This is a genomic window from Campylobacter sp. RM12647 (assembly GCF_020138135.1).
Taxonomy (GTDB): Bacteria; Campylobacterota; Campylobacteria; order Campylobacterales; family Campylobacteraceae; genus Campylobacter_E.
Genome location: NZ_JACGAS010000003.1, coordinates 52,538 through 69,185, shown reverse-complemented (window position 1 = coordinate 69,185; position 16,648 = coordinate 52,538). Strand labels below are relative to the sequence as shown.

General features: G+C 27.4%; 21 protein-coding genes and 4 tRNA genes. 17 read left to right on the top strand and 8 right to left on the bottom strand.

Annotation, left to right across the window (positions count from 1 at the left end; genetic code table 11):
* Positions 1 to 7: 7 nt before the first annotated feature.
* Genes AVBRAN12647_RS02055 through AVBRAN12647_RS02025 form a run of 7 tightly spaced genes read right to left on the bottom strand, consistent with a single transcriptional unit; the run spans position 8 to position 4,531 of the window.
* Complete coding sequence (locus tag AVBRAN12647_RS02055; RefSeq protein WP_336606707.1) at positions 8 to 394, bottom strand: hypothetical protein; 387 nt, start codon at positions 392 to 394, stop codon at positions 8 to 10.
* Positions 394 to 972, bottom strand: a complete 579-nt coding sequence (locus tag AVBRAN12647_RS02050) for a 6-pyruvoyl trahydropterin synthase family protein (RefSeq protein ID WP_214149885.1) — start codon at positions 970 to 972, stop codon at positions 394 to 396. The genes AVBRAN12647_RS02055 and AVBRAN12647_RS02050 overlap by 1 nt, the downstream gene beginning before the upstream one ends.
* Positions 969 to 1,700: a 7-carboxy-7-deazaguanine synthase QueE gene (locus AVBRAN12647_RS02045; RefSeq protein ID WP_336614619.1), complete on the bottom strand. Its 732-nt coding sequence runs from the start codon at positions 1,698 to 1,700 to the stop codon at positions 969 to 971. Before AVBRAN12647_RS02045 ends, AVBRAN12647_RS02050 begins: the two co-directional genes overlap by 4 nt.
* Positions 1,700 to 2,668: a GTP 3',8-cyclase MoaA gene (gene moaA, locus AVBRAN12647_RS02040; protein ID WP_214120621.1), complete on the bottom strand. Its 969-nt coding sequence runs from the start codon at positions 2,666 to 2,668 to the stop codon at positions 1,700 to 1,702. Before moaA ends, AVBRAN12647_RS02045 begins: the two co-directional genes overlap by 1 nt.
* A gap of 9 nt (positions 2,669 to 2,677) precedes the next feature.
* Positions 2,678 to 3,190 carry a helix-turn-helix domain-containing protein gene (locus AVBRAN12647_RS02035; RefSeq protein ID WP_214116919.1) on the bottom strand — a complete coding sequence of 171 codons (513 nt, stop codon included), beginning with the start codon at positions 3,188 to 3,190 and terminating at the stop codon, positions 2,678 to 2,680.
* Positions 3,180 to 3,668 carry a hypothetical protein gene (locus AVBRAN12647_RS02030; protein WP_214116920.1) on the bottom strand — a complete coding sequence of 163 codons (489 nt, stop codon included), beginning with the start codon at positions 3,666 to 3,668 and terminating at the stop codon, positions 3,180 to 3,182. Before AVBRAN12647_RS02030 ends, AVBRAN12647_RS02035 begins: the two co-directional genes overlap by 11 nt.
* Positions 3,668 to 4,531 carry a UbiA-like polyprenyltransferase gene (locus tag AVBRAN12647_RS02025; RefSeq protein WP_336614618.1) on the bottom strand — a complete coding sequence of 288 codons (864 nt, stop codon included), beginning with the start codon at positions 4,529 to 4,531 and terminating at the stop codon, positions 3,668 to 3,670. The genes AVBRAN12647_RS02030 and AVBRAN12647_RS02025 overlap by 1 nt, the downstream gene beginning before the upstream one ends.
* Before the next feature lie 56 nt (positions 4,532 to 4,587).
* Here AVBRAN12647_RS02025 and miaA point away from each other — a divergent pair, with 56 nt between their 5' ends.
* Positions 4,588 to 5,457 carry a tRNA (adenosine(37)-N6)-dimethylallyltransferase MiaA gene (gene miaA, locus AVBRAN12647_RS02020; RefSeq protein WP_336614617.1) on the top strand — a complete coding sequence of 290 codons (870 nt, stop codon included), beginning with the start codon at positions 4,588 to 4,590 and terminating at the stop codon, positions 5,455 to 5,457.
* 52 nt (positions 5,458 to 5,509) lie between these two features.
* Here the strand turns inward: miaA and dnaJ are convergent, their stop codons facing one another.
* Entirely contained in the window at positions 5,510 to 6,601 is a 1,092-nt protein-coding gene (dnaJ, locus tag AVBRAN12647_RS02015; protein WP_214116926.1) for a molecular chaperone DnaJ, read from the bottom strand.
* 78 nt (positions 6,602 to 6,679) lie between these two features.
* On the opposite strand from dnaJ, the gene AVBRAN12647_RS02010 reads away from it, so the two are divergent.
* The 16 genes from AVBRAN12647_RS02010 to AVBRAN12647_RS01935 all read left to right on the top strand — a co-directional run bounded on the left by AVBRAN12647_RS02010 (position 6,680) and on the right by AVBRAN12647_RS01935 (position 16,644).
* Entirely contained in the window at positions 6,680 to 7,351 is a 672-nt protein-coding gene (locus AVBRAN12647_RS02010) for a response regulator transcription factor (protein ID WP_214116928.1), read from the top strand.
* Positions 7,351 to 8,571, top strand: coding sequence for an ArsS family sensor histidine kinase (locus tag AVBRAN12647_RS02005; RefSeq protein WP_214116929.1), 1,221 nt, complete (start codon positions 7,351 to 7,353; stop codon positions 8,569 to 8,571). The genes AVBRAN12647_RS02010 and AVBRAN12647_RS02005 overlap by 1 nt, the downstream gene beginning before the upstream one ends.
* Complete coding sequence (locus AVBRAN12647_RS02000; protein WP_214120267.1) at positions 8,568 to 9,131, top strand: recombination protein RecR; 564 nt, start codon at positions 8,568 to 8,570, stop codon at positions 9,129 to 9,131. Before AVBRAN12647_RS02005 ends, AVBRAN12647_RS02000 begins: the two co-directional genes overlap by 4 nt.
* Positions 9,121 to 9,783: a hypothetical protein gene (locus AVBRAN12647_RS01995; protein WP_214116933.1), complete on the top strand. Its 663-nt coding sequence runs from the start codon at positions 9,121 to 9,123 to the stop codon at positions 9,781 to 9,783. Before AVBRAN12647_RS02000 ends, AVBRAN12647_RS01995 begins: the two co-directional genes overlap by 11 nt.
* Positions 9,780 to 11,390 carry a protein-disulfide reductase DsbD gene (dsbD, locus tag AVBRAN12647_RS01990; RefSeq protein ID WP_336614616.1) on the top strand — a complete coding sequence of 537 codons (1,611 nt, stop codon included), beginning with the start codon at positions 9,780 to 9,782 and terminating at the stop codon, positions 11,388 to 11,390. Before AVBRAN12647_RS01995 ends, dsbD begins: the two co-directional genes overlap by 4 nt.
* Before the next feature lie 54 nt (positions 11,391 to 11,444).
* Positions 11,445 to 11,858: a nucleoside-diphosphate kinase gene (gene ndk, locus AVBRAN12647_RS01985; protein ID WP_214116937.1), complete on the top strand. Its 414-nt coding sequence runs from the start codon at positions 11,445 to 11,447 to the stop codon at positions 11,856 to 11,858.
* A gap of 1 nt (position 11,859) precedes the next feature.
* Positions 11,860 to 12,210 (top strand): hypothetical protein, encoded by a 351-nt coding sequence (locus AVBRAN12647_RS01980; protein ID WP_336614615.1) that lies wholly within the window; start codon positions 11,860 to 11,862, stop codon positions 12,208 to 12,210.
* 10 nt (positions 12,211 to 12,220) lie between these two features.
* Positions 12,221 to 12,367 carry a 50S ribosomal protein L32 gene (gene rpmF, locus AVBRAN12647_RS01975; RefSeq protein ID WP_214116941.1) on the top strand — a complete coding sequence of 49 codons (147 nt, stop codon included), beginning with the start codon at positions 12,221 to 12,223 and terminating at the stop codon, positions 12,365 to 12,367.
* Positions 12,368 to 12,372: 5 nt separating this feature from the next.
* Entirely contained in the window at positions 12,373 to 13,362 is a 990-nt protein-coding gene (gene plsX, locus AVBRAN12647_RS01970) for a phosphate acyltransferase PlsX (RefSeq protein ID WP_214150181.1), read from the top strand.
* Positions 13,340 to 14,326 (top strand): beta-ketoacyl-ACP synthase III, encoded by a 987-nt coding sequence (locus AVBRAN12647_RS01965; RefSeq protein WP_336614614.1) that lies wholly within the window; start codon positions 13,340 to 13,342, stop codon positions 14,324 to 14,326. Before plsX ends, AVBRAN12647_RS01965 begins: the two co-directional genes overlap by 23 nt.
* A gap of 94 nt (positions 14,327 to 14,420) precedes the next feature.
* Complete coding sequence (locus AVBRAN12647_RS01960) at positions 14,421 to 15,182, top strand: hypothetical protein (protein ID WP_336614613.1); 762 nt, start codon at positions 14,421 to 14,423, stop codon at positions 15,180 to 15,182.
* A 381-nt stretch (positions 15,183 to 15,563) separates the two neighbouring features.
* Positions 15,564 to 15,639, top strand: a tRNA-Lys gene (locus AVBRAN12647_RS01955).
* A gap of 22 nt (positions 15,640 to 15,661) precedes the next feature.
* Positions 15,662 to 15,737: transfer RNA gene (locus tag AVBRAN12647_RS01950), tRNA-Glu, on the top strand.
* A 1-nt stretch (position 15,738) separates the two neighbouring features.
* Positions 15,739 to 15,814: transfer RNA gene (locus tag AVBRAN12647_RS01945), tRNA-Val, on the top strand.
* 16 nt (positions 15,815 to 15,830) lie between these two features.
* Positions 15,831 to 15,907 (top strand) — tRNA-Asp (locus tag AVBRAN12647_RS01940).
* A gap of 299 nt (positions 15,908 to 16,206) precedes the next feature.
* Entirely contained in the window at positions 16,207 to 16,644 is a 438-nt protein-coding gene (locus AVBRAN12647_RS01935) for a PH domain-containing protein (RefSeq protein ID WP_336614612.1), read from the top strand.
* Positions 16,645 to 16,648: the final 4 nt, after the last annotated feature.

Sequence of the window (16,648 nt, the reverse complement as noted above, 5' to 3'; positions counted from 1 at the left end):
ACTCCGATTAAAATAATAAAGAATTTGTAACACCAGCAAATATGATTAAAAATATTTTTAATATCTCAAAAACAATACTGAATAATTTAAAATTAAAGCTTTTTTTTGCTTTTTTTATCTTATTAAAAATTACAAGCTGTCTAATGCTAAGATAAAAAATCAAAATCCAACTTAAAAATAAAAAAATCTTAAAATTAAAAAATGCCTTAGTAGCTTCAATAAACATACCACTTAATAACACCAAAACTAAGGCTATAATTTGTATTGGACTAATAATTGAAATTCTTGAAATAAATTTATTAATATCCTTACAACATTGAGAAATAAACAAATAAGAAAATTCTAAAGCTACCAAGCAATACACAAAAAACATATGAATGCCAATAATACTCATTAAACTTCCTTTGGATTTATAAAAATCTCATTATTTTTAATTTTTTCAAATAGATTTATATCACTAAAATCTTCTAAAATTGCCTTAGAAAAAGTTATTTCATTTAAATTAATTCTAGGCTCATCATTATAAAAAGCATCATCGTATTCACATTCAGCCCAGCCTGTTCTAGTCTCGTTTAGTCTGATTTTATCTACTCTTACATTCTCATCATTGTGCATTTTTGAATTCTGCAAAATCTTAGAAATTAATATAAAAAACACTATGCTAAGATTTTCTGCACTGATATTACAAGGTAGTTCAACCCACCTAGCTGAATGCTTTTTAATATCATTTACATACTCTAAATCATCGTATTTATAAATACAAGTGCTATGATCAAAAGCATCTATTATTTGCTTAATATTTCCCTTTAAAAGCCCGAAATCATAAACCATTCCCGCTTTATCAAGAGTATTTGCATATAAAATTAATTCTAATTTATAAGAATGTCCGTGAATGCTAGTTTTACATCTTTTTGAACTACAAAACCTAACTATATGAGCATTTTCAAACTCAAATAATTTACCTATTCTCATACACCCTCCAAATCATCATAAATTCTAATATGTATCCTATCTGTATAATTAAAGCCATTTTTAATAGCAAATTCTAAAACGCTCTTAGCATTCGCTCTTAATTCATCATTAGTAGCACCTTTTGGCATTAGATAAAAATTAGCGTCTTTATAAGCATTTCTTAATTCAAATAATTCTTGATTATCTTCTAAATCCGCTTTATCTAAAACGACTTTAAAAAATGCTTGTTTTGATAGCTTTAAAATTGAATTAATTGCTTCATATTTTATTCTTTTTTCCTTTGGCATTTTGCTATTTGCAAGTTTTACTCCCATTGCAAAATAACAATTTTTATAAAAATCGTATTCTTTTAAACAAATACTAGCATTAGTCTCAAACTGCACTAAATATTCATTTTTTACCAAATATTCTAAAAGCTCTATAAATTTAGGATTTTCTTGATGAATTAAAGGCTCTCCACCAGTAATTACTATCATAGGTTTATAGCTAAATGAGTTTAATTTATTGATTATATTTTCTAATTTAAATTCCTTATACTCATCGCTAAATTCATTAGTATAAACAGCTCTTAAAGTATCGCAACCAATTAATGTTTTATTATTTTTGCTCTTAACAACTCCAAATCCATAGCAAGAGAAATTGCACCCCGCAAAACGGATAAAATAAGCAAGTCTTCCTGCAAATATCCCTTCGCCTTGAATACTTAAAAATTCTTCAACTAATTTCATCATCCACCCGTTTGCGAAAACGACCTAGCAGAGCTTTTATTATCTTCTTCGCTCCACTTATTTTTCTCAGGTTTGTTTTCTAAAACCGTATTTAAAATCTCTAAAGCCTTATTAATATCTTTATTTCTTAAAGCCTTTTTAATACTCATAGCTTCATCAAAATAAAGGCAAGGTATCAAAAATCCTTCCGCACTAAGTCTTAAACGATTGCAGCTATCACAAAAATCGTGCTTGTGTGGATTAATCACACCAAATACATAATCTAACTCATCAATTTTATATAAACTAGCAGGAGAATTTGGCTCTTTCTCAAGTGCATTTATGCTAAATCTTTGCTTGATTTTATCTAGTATTTCAGCTTCTCTTAATCCACATAATTGTCCGTAAGCGTGTTCGTTTTCCATAAATTCAATAAATCTTATTTGAATATTTTTTTCTTTGCAAAACATAATCAAATCAATTAATTCATCTTCATTAATACCCTTTAAAGGAACGCAATTAATCTTTACTTTTAACCCTACTTCTAAGGCTTCTTCTATACCTTCTAAAACTTCCTTTAAAATATCTTTTTGAGAGATTAATTTTGCTCTTTGTGGCACTAAAGTATCAAGAGATACATTTATTCTTACAAGTCCTGCTGCTTTTAATTTTGCCGCTTGTTCTTTTAATAAAAATCCATTAGTTGTAAGTGCTAAATCCAAATCGCTCTTATAATCAATTAGCATTTTTATGAATTTATCTAAATCAGCTCTTACAAGTGGTTCTCCACCAGTTAAACGGATTTTATCTACACCCTTATCCATACATAATTTTGCAAATAAAAATAATTCTTCATAGCTTAATAAATTTTCTTTAGGAACCCAATTAAAAGGAACTTTTGGCATACAATAAAGACAACGGAAATTACATCTTTGAGTAAGTGAAATTCTTAAATAATTTATCCTTCTTCCATACGAATCAATTAACATTTTTAGTCCTTATAAGCTTTTTAAAATAATATTAATTGCTTGTGGGCTTTTGTTTAGAAGTAATGCTATTTCTTCTACACTTTTACCATCTCCAAAAAGTTTTAAAATCTGCATTCTTTCAGCGTCTTCATTAGGACTTAGCCTAGTGATTGGCTCGTTTGCAAGTTCTAAATTTGCAATTCTACTATCTTGGTTTTTTGTAACTTCTTGAATACTTTCTTGAATAATACCTAAATCACTATTTAGCTCATTAATTCTTTCATCAATAATTGAATGTATTAAAAACTCACAATTTTGCATAATATTATCATTAAAATCATTTTGTTTAGCGTTATTTATCTCTGCTAGTTTTAATTTTTCTACATCTTTTTCAAGTCTATGAATAGATTTATAATTCTCATCAATAGCCTTTAAAACCCCATCTAATTTATCATTTAAATCTCTAAAACTAAGTCTTACATAAACAAATAATAAAACTATAAAAATTATAAATACAATATAAATTAATAAATCAATCCCCATTTTTTTCCTTTTTAATATTAATTAAATTCCTTTGAATATCAGCTACAAATAAATTAAGCCCTTCTGTATCATATCTTTTAATTTGAGTGATTTTAAAAGTATGCTCATCAATTGCACTAACAAAACAAGATATAGTCCTATCAACTAAAACAAGCCTTGCATAATATGTTTGATTAGGTTTTAAACTATCTTCAACACGAATATATTCATAATTTATTGAATTTGAATAAGTGCTATTATCTAATTTTATAAATTCATCTTTTTTAAGATTTTTAATTTCTAATAAATCTTTTTTAATATCACAAAGCATTTCAAAAAACAATTTATCTTCAGGATACATATCCATTTTACTAGCTCTGTGCCTATAATCTTGTAAAGATTTATGATAATTAATAGCATTATATTCTTGTAAAAATCTATCTTCTAATTCTTCACATTCTTGATAATCAATCCTAAATCTTGCTTCATACATAATCATTAGCCAACCTTTAAATCTATTATAAAAAATATCAAAAACACTATGCTAACAATAGCGTTTATATCAAAAAAAGCTCTTTCTATTTTTTCTGTATTTTTTCTCACTATAAAATGCTCTATTATTAATAAAATTCCTACGATTATCAATCCTAAAAATCCGTAAAATCCAGCATTTACACTAACTAAAAAAACAAACCAAAACAAAAATGCAATCAAATGAAAAATCGCAGCTATAAATAAAGTAGCCGTTTTACCAAAACAAGATGGTATAGAAAATAAATTATTTGCTTTATCAAATTCTAAATCCTGTAAAGCATACAAACAATCAAACCCAGCAGTCCAAAAACAAACCGCAAAACATAAAGCAATAGAATAAGCACTAATAGAATTTGTAAGCACAATTTCACCTGCTACACAAGCAAATCCTAAAGATAAGCCTAAAATAATATGAGCTAAATAAGAAAATCTCTTAAATAAAGAATAAGAACCAAGTAAAGCTAAGGCAAAAAAGCTAAGATAAAAGCAAGTAGTATTTATAAAATACGCTAAAAGCACGAAAATTACAGCATTTGCGATTATAAATAAAAGCAAATTCCCACGCCCTACTCTACCATCTACACTAGGACGATTTCTTGTCCTTTCGTTTAAAATATCAATATCAGCATCAAGTAATCTATTAAGTGCCATTGCGTAATTTCTAGCACAAACAGCACAAAAAATAGCTAAGATAAAATTAAGCCAAATTGATGATAAACTTAATTCATATAATTTTATAGCACTAAGCATTGAAATAATTAAGAAAGGTAAAGCAAAAATACTATGCTTAAATACGATTAATTCTAAAATGTTTTTTAATTTATTCATAACTCTTCCGTTTTTAATCTAGTTTATAATATTTTAATTAAGATTTAAGGATAAAGATGAAAAAAATTGCTCTCATAGGAACAACTGCAAGTGGCAAAACAAACCTAGCTCATAAACTTGCTAAAGCTTCAAATTCTATAATTTTAAGCCTTGATAGTTTATGTCTTTATAAAGAATTAAATATTATAAATGCCAAGCCAGATAATCAAATGCTAGAAGAGATTAAATACTTTGGAATAAATCTAATTAGCGTAAATGAAAATTATAATGTAGGGCTTTATTTTGATGAATACAAAAAGGCTTTAGAATTTGCAAAAAATAATGAAAAAAATCTAATTATAACAGGTGGAAGTGGATTTTATCTAAAAGCAATGCTTGATGGATTAAGCCCTAAAATTAATGATATTAATCATAATTTAAGCCTTGATGAAATCTATAATCTAATGCTAAAAATTGATAAAAACTCAAACATATCAGCAAATGATACTTATAGGCTAAATAAATGGTATAGCATTTATAAAAGCACAAATGAAATTCCTAGCCTTTGGCTAAAAGCAAATACTCAAGAAGCACTTATTAAAGAACTTAAAATATACGATATTTTATGGGATAAAGATATTTTAAACGAAAGAATTAGGCTAAGGACTAAACAAATGCTTAGCTTAAATGCTTATGATGAAGTTATAAATTTATATAAGATTTATGGTGATACAAAAGCATTAAACTCTATTGGAGCTAAAGAAATAATTGATTGTTTTAATCAAAAAATATCTAAAGATGAATTAGAAGAATTAATCACAATTCATACAAGACAACTAGCAAAAAGACAAAGGACTTTTAATAAAAAATTTAATACAAAAGTTTTTAATATAAAAAGCGAAGAAGATTTGCAAAACGCATACGAAAGTATTTTAAGCTCACTTTAATAAAAATATTTTTAATCCAAATTCTAAAAAAGAATTTGAATTAAAATAAAAATTATTTAAACCAAGATTTAATAGTATCAAATATCCCGTGTTGTTGCTCTTTAGCATCATTTTTGATACCAAAACTCTCGTTTAATTTTTCTAATAATTCTTTTTGTTCTGCATTTATATGTTTTGGATACATAATGCTAAGTTGGACAAATTGATCCCCTGTTCTTCTTGTATGATGGTTTTTAACACCTTCGCCACTAATTTTTACAAGTTGTTTATCACTTAAGCCAAATGGAATTTGAATACTAGCTTCTCCTCTAATAGTAGGCACAATGATGGTAGAACCTAATGCTGCTTGGGTAAATAAGATTGGAACATCTATATAAATATCATCACCTTTTCTAACAAACCTATCATCTCTTGCTACACGAAGTTTTATATACAAATCAGAACGCTCATTAGAATTAATCTCATTTCCTTTATTAGAACATTTTAAAGTTACTCCGTTATCAACTCCTTCAGGAATAGTTACTTCTAATTCTTCTTTTTTATTTTCTTTTCCACTACCTTGACAAGATGAACATTTATCTTTTACTACTTTACCTTTACCGCCACACACATCACAAGTGCTAACCATTTGGAAAAAGCCTTTTCTAATAGCTATTTTGCCCTTGCCATTACATCTTGAGCAAGTAGTTGTAGTTTTACTTGCCGAGCCTGTTCCATCACACTTAATACAATTTGCTTTATAAGAATAATTAACTTTCTTTTTACAACCAAAAATAGCTTCTTTAAAACCTAATTCAAGAGTAATAAATAAATCTTCATCAATTTCTTCATCGTCACTATCGCCAAAGCCACCAAAAATATCACTAAAAATATCACTAAAATTTGAAAATCCTTCAAATCCAAAGCCACCAGCACCTGAACCACCATTAAGACCAGCTTCGCCGTATCTATCATATCTAGCTCTTTTAGTGTCATCACTTAAGGTTTCATAAGCTACATTGATTTCTTTAAACTTTTCTTCAGCATCTTTATCGCCTTGATTTCTATCAGGATGATATTTCAATGCCAATTTTCTATAAGCTTTTTTAATTTCTTCAGAACTAGCATTTTTACTAACTCCTAGAATTTCATAAAAGTCACGCATCTTTTTCCTTTTGCAATTTATCATTTATAAATTAATTATTGTTAGAATGGAAAGACTTTAATAAATAAAGGTGAAAAAATGATTAATGTAATTATGATTGAAGACGAAGTGGAATTCGCTGAGTTGATTACAGAGTTTTTAGCAAGGTTTAACATAAAAGTTACAAATTACAGCACTCCTGCTGAAGGTTTAACTGCTAACTTTAGTAATTATGATTGTCTAATTTTAGACTTAACTCTACCTGGAATGGATGGATTAGAAGTATGCAAGGAAATTCGCAAGAAGTATGATATTCCTATTATCATTTCAAGTGCTAGAGGGGATACAAGTGATAAGGTTTTAGGACTTGGATTAGGGGCTGATGATTATTTACCAAAACCTTATGAGCCAACTGAATTGCAAGCAAGGGTATCATCACTTGTTAGAAGATACAAAAAAAGCTTACTACCACCTGAAGAAGAAGTAAGCACATTATTCAAAGTTGAGCATGAAAAACATGAAATTTACTATGATAAAAAACCACTAAGCTTAACACCGGCTGAATATGATATATTAAGTTATCTAGTGAAAAGACATAGCTATTCAGTATCAAGAGATGAGCTAGCTAATAGCTGTAGGTCATTAAGAGAAAAAGATAGCAAAAGCTTAGATGTAATTATAGGAAGATTAAGAAGTAAGATAGGCGATAGTTCAAAAGACCCTAAACATATATTCTCTGTTCGTGGTATTGGTTATAAGCTTCTTGGCTAATGCTGTTACACTCTATTCTTAGTAAGCTAATAGCAGTTTTTGCTATTAGCATTATACTTACTATTACAGCTATTATACAAATAACTCAATACTCCAATAAGGCTTTAAGAGCTGAAAGTATAAGTAGGCTTTATTTTGCAATATTAGCTATTAATAAATTGTATGCTAGTGGTGCTGGTGTAGAAATTGATAAATACTTACAAGATATTGATTTTCAAGAAATTACAGATAAGCGTTTTATGCGTGAGCTTTGCACAAGCAATGATAAGCCAATAGACCATAAAACTAATTTTGGACTAATTCAAGGAATTGTTTATAAAGACAAATATTATTTAAAACTCATAAATCAAAAAAATAATTCATTAAAAGTTTATGAAAACACCCACAATAATAATATAAATGATGGTTTAATTAAATTATTAATATCATTAATTATTATGATGTTTTTTGCTTCTTTAATATATTGTTATAATTTAATTCAACCATTAAAGGGTCTTACAAGACATATTAGGGATTTATCAAACGGAAAAAATAGCAATTTTTCTTATTATAAAAATGATGAAATAGGATTATTAACTAAAGAATTTAATAAAGCTACTAAAAAAAATAATGAATTAGTATTGGCAAGAAGATTTTTTTTAAGAGCAATTATGCACGAGTTAAAAACACCTATTGCTAAAGGAATGTTTGCGGCAACTATGCCAGAAAGCGAAAAAAATAAAAAAATCTTAATAAGTGTATTTAAAGGTATGAATGCTTTAGTAAATGAATTTAAGCAAGTAGAAGAAATATTATCTAAAAACCATGAAGTAGTCTTAAAAGAATATTCGTATTCATATTTATTAGAGCAATCAATCAGTGCTTTATATTTAGATAATTTACAAATTATTGATGTAAAAATGAACGAAGATAGAACAATAATAGTAGATGGAGCTTTATTTATAATATTAATTAAAAATCTATTAGATAATGCTATTAAATACTCAAGCAACCATAAGTGTATAATTGAATTTCAAAAAGACTATATTAATGTAAAAAACATAGGAGAAGAAAAAGACTTTAATACAGAAGAGTATTTTAAACCATTTGCAAGGGGTAATGCAGAGCAAAGTGGATTTGGATTAGGACTTTATTTAATAAAATATATTTGTGATACTCAAGGATTTGAGCTTAAATATTTTTACGATGATGGCTATCATAACTTTAGGATTATATTGTGATACATTTTGATAATTTATGCAAAAGCATAGGAAAAATTCAAGGAATTGGCAAAAAAACTTCTTTAAAAATGGCTTATTATTTGTGTTATGAAAATAAAAATTTATTAGAAGAACTAATGAATTCTTTAGAGAATGCTAAAAAAAATATAAAAGAATGTTCTATTTGTGGTTGCTTAAGTGAAAATGAACTTTGTGATTATTGCATAAATGATGAATTAGATAATACAATTTGCTTAGTGGAAAGCCCAAAAGATGTATTTTTTATAGATGAATGTAAAGTATATGAAGGTAGATATTTTATACTTTCAAAAACCAATGAATACTATTTAAAAAAATTAGAAAAAATGATTTGCAAATACAATACAATAGAACTGGTTTTAGCCTACACACCAAGCGTTAGCACGGATACGGTGTGCTTTTATTTAGAAGATTATTTTAAACACTACAATGTAAAAGTAAGCAAAATCGCTCAAGGCGTTCCAAATGGTATTAAAATTCAAGATATTGATATTCACTCTTTAAGTAGTGCAATTTTAAATAGGGTAAGTATTGATGGGTAAAAAAACTATTATATTATTTTCATTATTAGCCTGTATTAGCGTAATATTAAATAGCATAGATGTTTATATTACACTTGATAAAAACTATCAACTAAAAGACAATGAAGGCACTAAAAATATCATCGCAAAACAAGCAAAAGCAATAGTAGATAAAATAGATAATTATGCAAAAAATCTTCCAAATTCTTTAAATTATAAAGAAAAAATTAATCTAATCAAAAAAGAAATTAATACGATTAATTTTGATAATTATCAAGAAAAAGCCTATGCTTTTAATGAATTAGGATTTTATATAGCTCATTATTCTAAGGACTATGAGCATCAAAATATTTTTTTAGAAAAAGACACAAATAATAAATTTTATATAAAAGAACTGCTAGCAAAAATAAAAGATGAAGGATATACAAAAGCTAATATTTTTTGGACTAATTACTCAATAAGACATATAATAACTTATATCAAAAAAGATAAAAATTTAAATGTATATTATGGTTGCACTATTGATTTAGATAAAATTAAAAACTTTAAAAAAATAAAGGCAAGTTATAACGATAAAGAAAAAATACTAATTATTTTTAGCACATTATTTATTATTTTTACAATCATATGTTTTACTCTTATACAATATAAAAAAACAAGGAAAAAACAATGAAATTTATTATAAATATTTTAATATTTTGCGTATTAGCAATTGCAAATCCACTACCACCAAATGAAGCATTTAAATTCCAACTTGAAAATAACTCTCAAGCAAATTTTATAAAACTTAATCTAAATCCTGATATTTATTTATATAAAAACGAAATAAAAGTCTTATTAAACAACGAAAATATCACAAATAAATTTAACTTAAGCAATGCGGTATTAAAGGATAATGTTGAAGTCTTTTACAATACTTTAGAATTTGATTTCCCAAATTTTACATTAAAAAATAATGACAATATTAAAATTTTTTATTTAGGTTGTTCTACTGAAGGATTATGTTATCAACCACTTGTAGCGTCTTTTAATTATCAAAATGATAAATTGGTTTTAGAATACGATAACAAAGAAGCTTTAAAACTAAAAAAAGAAAAACAATCTACACAAAACGAATATGAAAGCAAGCTTTTAAATTCTTCATTTTTAATAAATATTTTAACTTTTTTTGTATCAGGAATACTATTATCTTTAACACCTTGCACCCTACCAATGATACCTATAATATCTAGTATTTTGGCAAAAAGTAGTGGTAAAAATCCAATAATTTCAAGCATTATTTATGTATTAGGAATGGCTATTAGCTATACAATAGCAGGAATAATAGCAGCTTTAGTAGGAAGTGGAGTTCAAGTATTTTTTCAAAATCCAATTGTAATCATTCTATTTTCTTTAATTTTTGTAATTTTATCATTATCAATGTTTGGCTTATTTGAACTAAAAATGCCTAACTTTATTGTAAATAGCGTAAATAAAAAAAGCTCAAAATATAGTGGAATTATCGGAGTATTTTTAATGGGGGTCTTAAGTGCTTTAATAGTAGGACCTTGTGTAGCTGCACCACTTGCTGGAATTTTAATTTATGTAGCAAATAGCAATGATGTATTACTTGGAGCTTTTTCATTATTTTTTATGAGTATAGGTATGGGAATTCCACTAATAGCAATTGGTTTTGGTTTTAAATTTATAACTGGTTCTTGGATGCAATATGTTAATAATTTTTTTGGATTTATTTTATTAGGAATAGCAATATTTTTCTTAGAAAGAATAATAAATGAGAATATTACAAATATTTTATATGCCTTACTTGGTATTAGTTTTGTAGTATTTTTTGGCTTATTTGAAAATACTAAAAATAAATTCTTTTTATTTTTTAAAATTATTTTAGTTTTAATATTAGCTTATAGTTTTATATTATTAAACAAAAATTTTAATCCAAGTAATAATATTTCTCAACAGAATTTAGAATTCACACAAGCAAAAGAAAAATTAAATCTAAGTTCAAAAAATATTGTATATTTTACTGCTAGTTGGTGTGAGAACTGCAAAGTTATGCAAAATACTACTTTTAAAGATAAAGAAGTTATAAATGAGTTGAAAAATTACAATTTAATCAAAATAGATTTAACTAACCCAAACCAATTTGAGCAAGAAATGGCAGAGACTTATAAGGTTTTTGGACCACCAGTTTTACTTGTTTTAAACGATAAAGGCGAAGTGCTAAAACAAATAATAGGATTAGTTGATGCAAAAACTTTATTAAAAGAACTTAATTTTTAAAGCTTAAATTAATTTATTTTTGTATAATATGAGCTTTTATTTTAAGGAGATTTAATGCAAAGAACTTTATCAATCATTAAACCTGACGCTGTTAAGAAAGGTGTTATAGGTCAAATTTTAAGTCGTTTTGAAGCAAATGGCTTAAGAATTGCAGCTATTAAAAAGCTTTATTTAACAAAAGAACAAGCAGGAGAATTTTACGCAGTTCATAAAGAAAGACCATTTTATAAAGATTTAGTTGAATTTATGACTAGTGGTCCTGTTGTAGTATCTGTTTTAGAAGGCGAAAATGCAGTTGCTAAAAATCGTGAATTAATGGGAGCAACTAATCCAAAAGAAGCAGCTAAGGGAACAATAAGAGCTGATTTTGCTGAAAGTATTGACGCAAACGCAGTGCATGGTAGTGATAGTTTAGAAAATGCTAAAATAGAAATAGAGTTTTTCTTTAATAAACTTGAAATAAATTAAAATGAAAATTGCTTTTAGTAAAATTAATTCGGTAAAATACCCTTTTAAGTTAGATTTTGATAATTTAATATTAGAAGGCTTTTTAAAGAGAAAAGATAATAAAATAGTTACGCTAGACGCAATTTTAGTAGGCAATGTAATTCATTATTGTGATAGTTGTGCTGCTGAAATTGAGATTGAAATTAATGAAAAAATTAATTTAGATTTGAGCGATGGTGTATTTAAAGATGAAGAAAACGAATTAAGCGACACTATGGAATTTTATGATAGTGAAATAGACTTAATTGAAGTATTAAAAAGCGAATTAGCTTTATATTTAAGCGATTATTTTTATTGTCAAAAATGTAAATAAGGAGAATAACATGGCAGTTCCAAAGAGAAGAGTTAGTAAAACAAGAGCAGCAAAAAGACGCACTCATTACAAAATTGAGCTAGTAAGACCGATTAAAGATAAAGATGGTAGTTGGAAATTACCTCATAGAATTAATCCAACAACTGGCGAATATTAATACCTATGATAAAAGTTGCTGTTGATGCTATGGGTGGAGATTTTTCTTTCCCCCCAATAATTAGTGGAGTTATAAAAGCGTTAAAAGAAAAAGATAATTTTAGCGTTATTCTAGTTGGAGATGAAGAAAAAATAAAAAGTCAAATTCCATCAGAATTATCAAATAGAGTTGAATTTGTTCATACTACCGATGTTTTTGATATGGATGAAAATTCTACAGATGTTTTAAAACGCAAAGACAGCAGTATTTATAAAGCAGTTGAATTAGTAAGAAACCACGAAGCAAATGCAGTTGTTTCGGCTGGGCATAGTGGTGCTACAATGAGCCTTGCAACCCTTAGAATAGGTAGAGTAAAAGGTGTTTTAAGACCTGCTATCGCAACTTTGATGCCTACTTTTAACGGCAGAGTTTTAGTATTAGATGTAGGTGCTAATGTTGATTGCGAAGAAGAAAATTTATTACAATTTGCAATAATGGGCGAAGCTTATGCAAAAGAAGTGATGAATATAAAAAATCCTAAAATTGCACTACTTTCAAACGGAGAAGAAGATTGCAAAGGAAACAAACTTACAAAAGACACACATAAATTATTAAGAGAACATTTAAGCAATTTTATGGGCAATGTTGAAGGCGGACATATATTTGCTGGAGAATGTGATGTGGTAGTTTGCGATGGATTTACTGGAAATATATTATTAAAAACTGCAGAAGGTGCTGTAGGCATTTTTGCTAAGTTGTTAAAAAATGAGATTAAAAAATCATCATTGTCAAAACTTGGTTATATGCTTAGCAAAGGTGCATTTAATGCTTTAAAACAGCATTTAGACTACGACCAATATGGTGGAGCTCCATTATTAGGAATTGATGGATGTGCTATCATTAGCCACGGAAAAAGCAATGAAGAAGCTATAAAAAATGCAATTTTTCAAGCTTTAAAATTTGCTAATTCAAATGTAAATAAAGTGATTGAAGATGAAATTAAAAGCTTGCATTAAAAGTATTGCTTCGTATTTACCAGAAAAAACACTAACAAATAAAGATTTTGAAAGTTTTTTAGATACAAGTGATGAATGGATATTAAAAAGAACAGGAATTAAGCAAAGATATATTGCTAGTGAAACTGAAAACACTAGCGATTTAGCATATAAAGCAGCTATCAAAGCTATACAAAGAGCTAAAATTCAAACTAATGAAATAGATTTAATAATAGTAGCTACATTAAGTCCTGATTATTTTACTATGCCATCAACTGCGGTAGTTGTAGCAAATAAACTTGGATTAAAAGGTGTAAGTGCATTTGATATAAGTGCTGCTTGTTCTGGATTTATTTATATGCTTGAGCTTGCTCGTTCTATGGTTGAAAGTGGTGCTAAAAAAAATGTATTAATAATAGGAGCTGAAAAAATATCTTCAATTCTTGATTATACAGATAGAACTACTTGTGTTTTATTTGGAGATGGTGCTGGAGCTTGCGTTGTAAGTGCAAGTGAAGGTAAAGGAATTATAGATATTCATACAGGAAGCGATGGAGAATTTAAAGATTTATTATGCACTAAGCGTTCAAATCAAACAAAACAATTAGAGCCTATTAAACTTGAAATGAAAGGCAATGAAGTATTTAAGGTAGCTGTTAAAACATTATCAGATGATGTGTCGTATTTATTAGATAAAAACAAACTTAAAACAAGTGATATAGATTTATTTATACCGCATCAAGCAAATCTTAGAATTATCTCTTATGTTCAAGAAAAACTTGGCTTAAGCGATGAGCAATGTGTTGTATGTGTTGATAAATTTGGTAATACTTCAGCTGCGTCAATTCCAATAGCTATCAATGAAGCTTACGAACAAGGTCGTTTAACAAATGGCAAATTAATGCTTTTAGACGCATTTGGCGGCGGATTTACTTGGGGTAGTGCTTTAGCTTATTTTGATGGCATAAATTTTAAAGACTTATAAATTTTATTTATATCAATATTTTACTTATTTACTGTTTGTTAGCCTTGGGGGGGGGCATAATTCGTAATGTTATTTTATTACGAAAGGATTTCTCATGAAATTTGAAAAAAAAGTTATTTTAGGTTCAATAGGTGGATTTATTACCACCGCTTTAGGTATTATTGCTGTGTTTTTTCCTAGTGTTTTTAACCTTGAGAAAAAAACTATGGAGGAGATTAATATTTTTATTAAATCTCAAGCTGATGTTGATAATCTAAGAAAGGCTATTGAGAAAAATAGAGGAAAATTAGTAAAGCTTGATGTTACTTATTGTTATGATACTGAAAAAGCCATAGAAAAAAATGAGACTGGTGAATATAGTAATGAAATTTTTAATTTATATCCACATTTAGGTGAAAATAGGAATAATATTGCTGGTACTTTTTGTATTTTAATAGATAAGGGATGCGAGATAGAAACTAATCCTGATAATAAAAGTACTAAATATTTAAAAGATGGAGTTTTTTTAATAGGCGGAACAAGTGAATCTGATGGAGTTATACTTCCTAATGAAGGTGTTGGAGCTTTAGGTTTTTATAAAGATTCACTAGCTGAATATTTAGCGGTGCCATATGAGGCAAAAGGTAAATATGATTGGAAAATTAGTTATGATAAGAGTGATAATAATGATATTAGTGGTTGTGTAATTAAAGAAAATAAAGATGATAGCGTAAGCTGGGTTGTAAAAGAAACTTTAAGTGGAGTGTTTTATATAGATGACGAAGACGCTACAGAACAAACATTTGATGGATATTTTGCCCCATCTACAGTGCTTGAGCCATTTAATAAAAAAGACTTAAAAATGAGGGATTATTAATGCAAAAGTTATTTTTATTGCCTTTTATTTTAGCTATTTACAAGTCTTGATGATGATTTTATTATTTTTTAAACTTATAAAAAATAATATAAAAATTTAAACGATTTTTACTAATTTTTAATTGAAAATTATAAGCAATGCAAAATATAAGTAAAAATCGTAAAAAATATAATAATTTTAAACTAAAGTCAACTTAAACAATAATTTGAAAAGACTTATTTATTTAAACAAAATCACACTAATGCATTGGAAGTATATGCTGATATTAACAGTTTAAACTATACCTATTAATTTAATCAGTTATAGTTTTTTAACTATAATTAAAATATTAATTTTAATTTAAGTTTTAAAATGTATAATCCAAACTTATTTTTATTTTAAGTCTTGTTAGCTCAGCAGGTAGAGCATCTCACTTTTAATGAGGGGGCCGCTGGTTCGAATCCAGCACAGGACACCATTTTTTTTTGATCCAGGTTTGAGACCCTTTCGTCTAGTGGCTCAGGACGCCATTCTCTCCGTTTGGAAACGAGAGTTCAAATCTTTCAAGGGTCGCCATGGTCGCTTAGCTCAGTTGGTAGAGCGCCACCCTTACAAGGTGGATGTCATAAGTTCGAGTCTTATAGCGACCACCATTCATTAAATTCGGTTGCGGCGGTAGTTCAGCTGGTTAGAATATCGGCCTGTCACGCCGGAGGTCGCGGGTTCGAGCCCCGTCCGCCGCGCCATTTAATTTCGCTTAAGATAAATCAATTTTCCCAAGTTTTTTAATAGGTCAAATTAATTTTTGTATGAATATTTTCTAACTCAATAATAACTACAAATATTTTAAAATACATTACTAAAAGCAACAATAAAATATACTTATAAAAACCCAAATTCAAATTATTATAAAACTTTTAAAAATATTAAAATTATTAATTCAAATTCTTTATAAATTTAAACACAAAATATATTTATCATTTAAGCTAGAATTAAAAATGGGGGGGGGTATAATACTTTTTTTAATTTTTTAAAAGGAGTTTTTATGTCTTATGTAGAACAAGTTTTAGGTGCAGATGAAAGTGTTGTTTTAAAAGCCAAAGTTAGTGTTTTTGCTTTTATAGGTGATTTATTTGCTATTTTAGTTTTAGCAATTTTAAGTATTGCTATTCATCCTTTTATTGCTATATTTATCATCTTTCTTTTACTTCGTATGTTCGTTATCATTACAACAACAGAACTTGCTTTAACAAATAGAAAAGTTATAGCTAAATTTGGCTTTATTAGAAGAGATACAATAGAGCTAAGATTAGAAAAAATAGAAAGTATCAGAGTTGGTCAAGGAATTCTTGGTAGGATTTTTAATTTTGGCACAATATTTATAAATGGTGCTGGTTCTTCTGCACCTGTTCCTTTTATTGGTGAACCAATAAAATTCAAAAAAAGTGTAGATGAATATATAGAAAATAAATTATCAAAATAAGCCC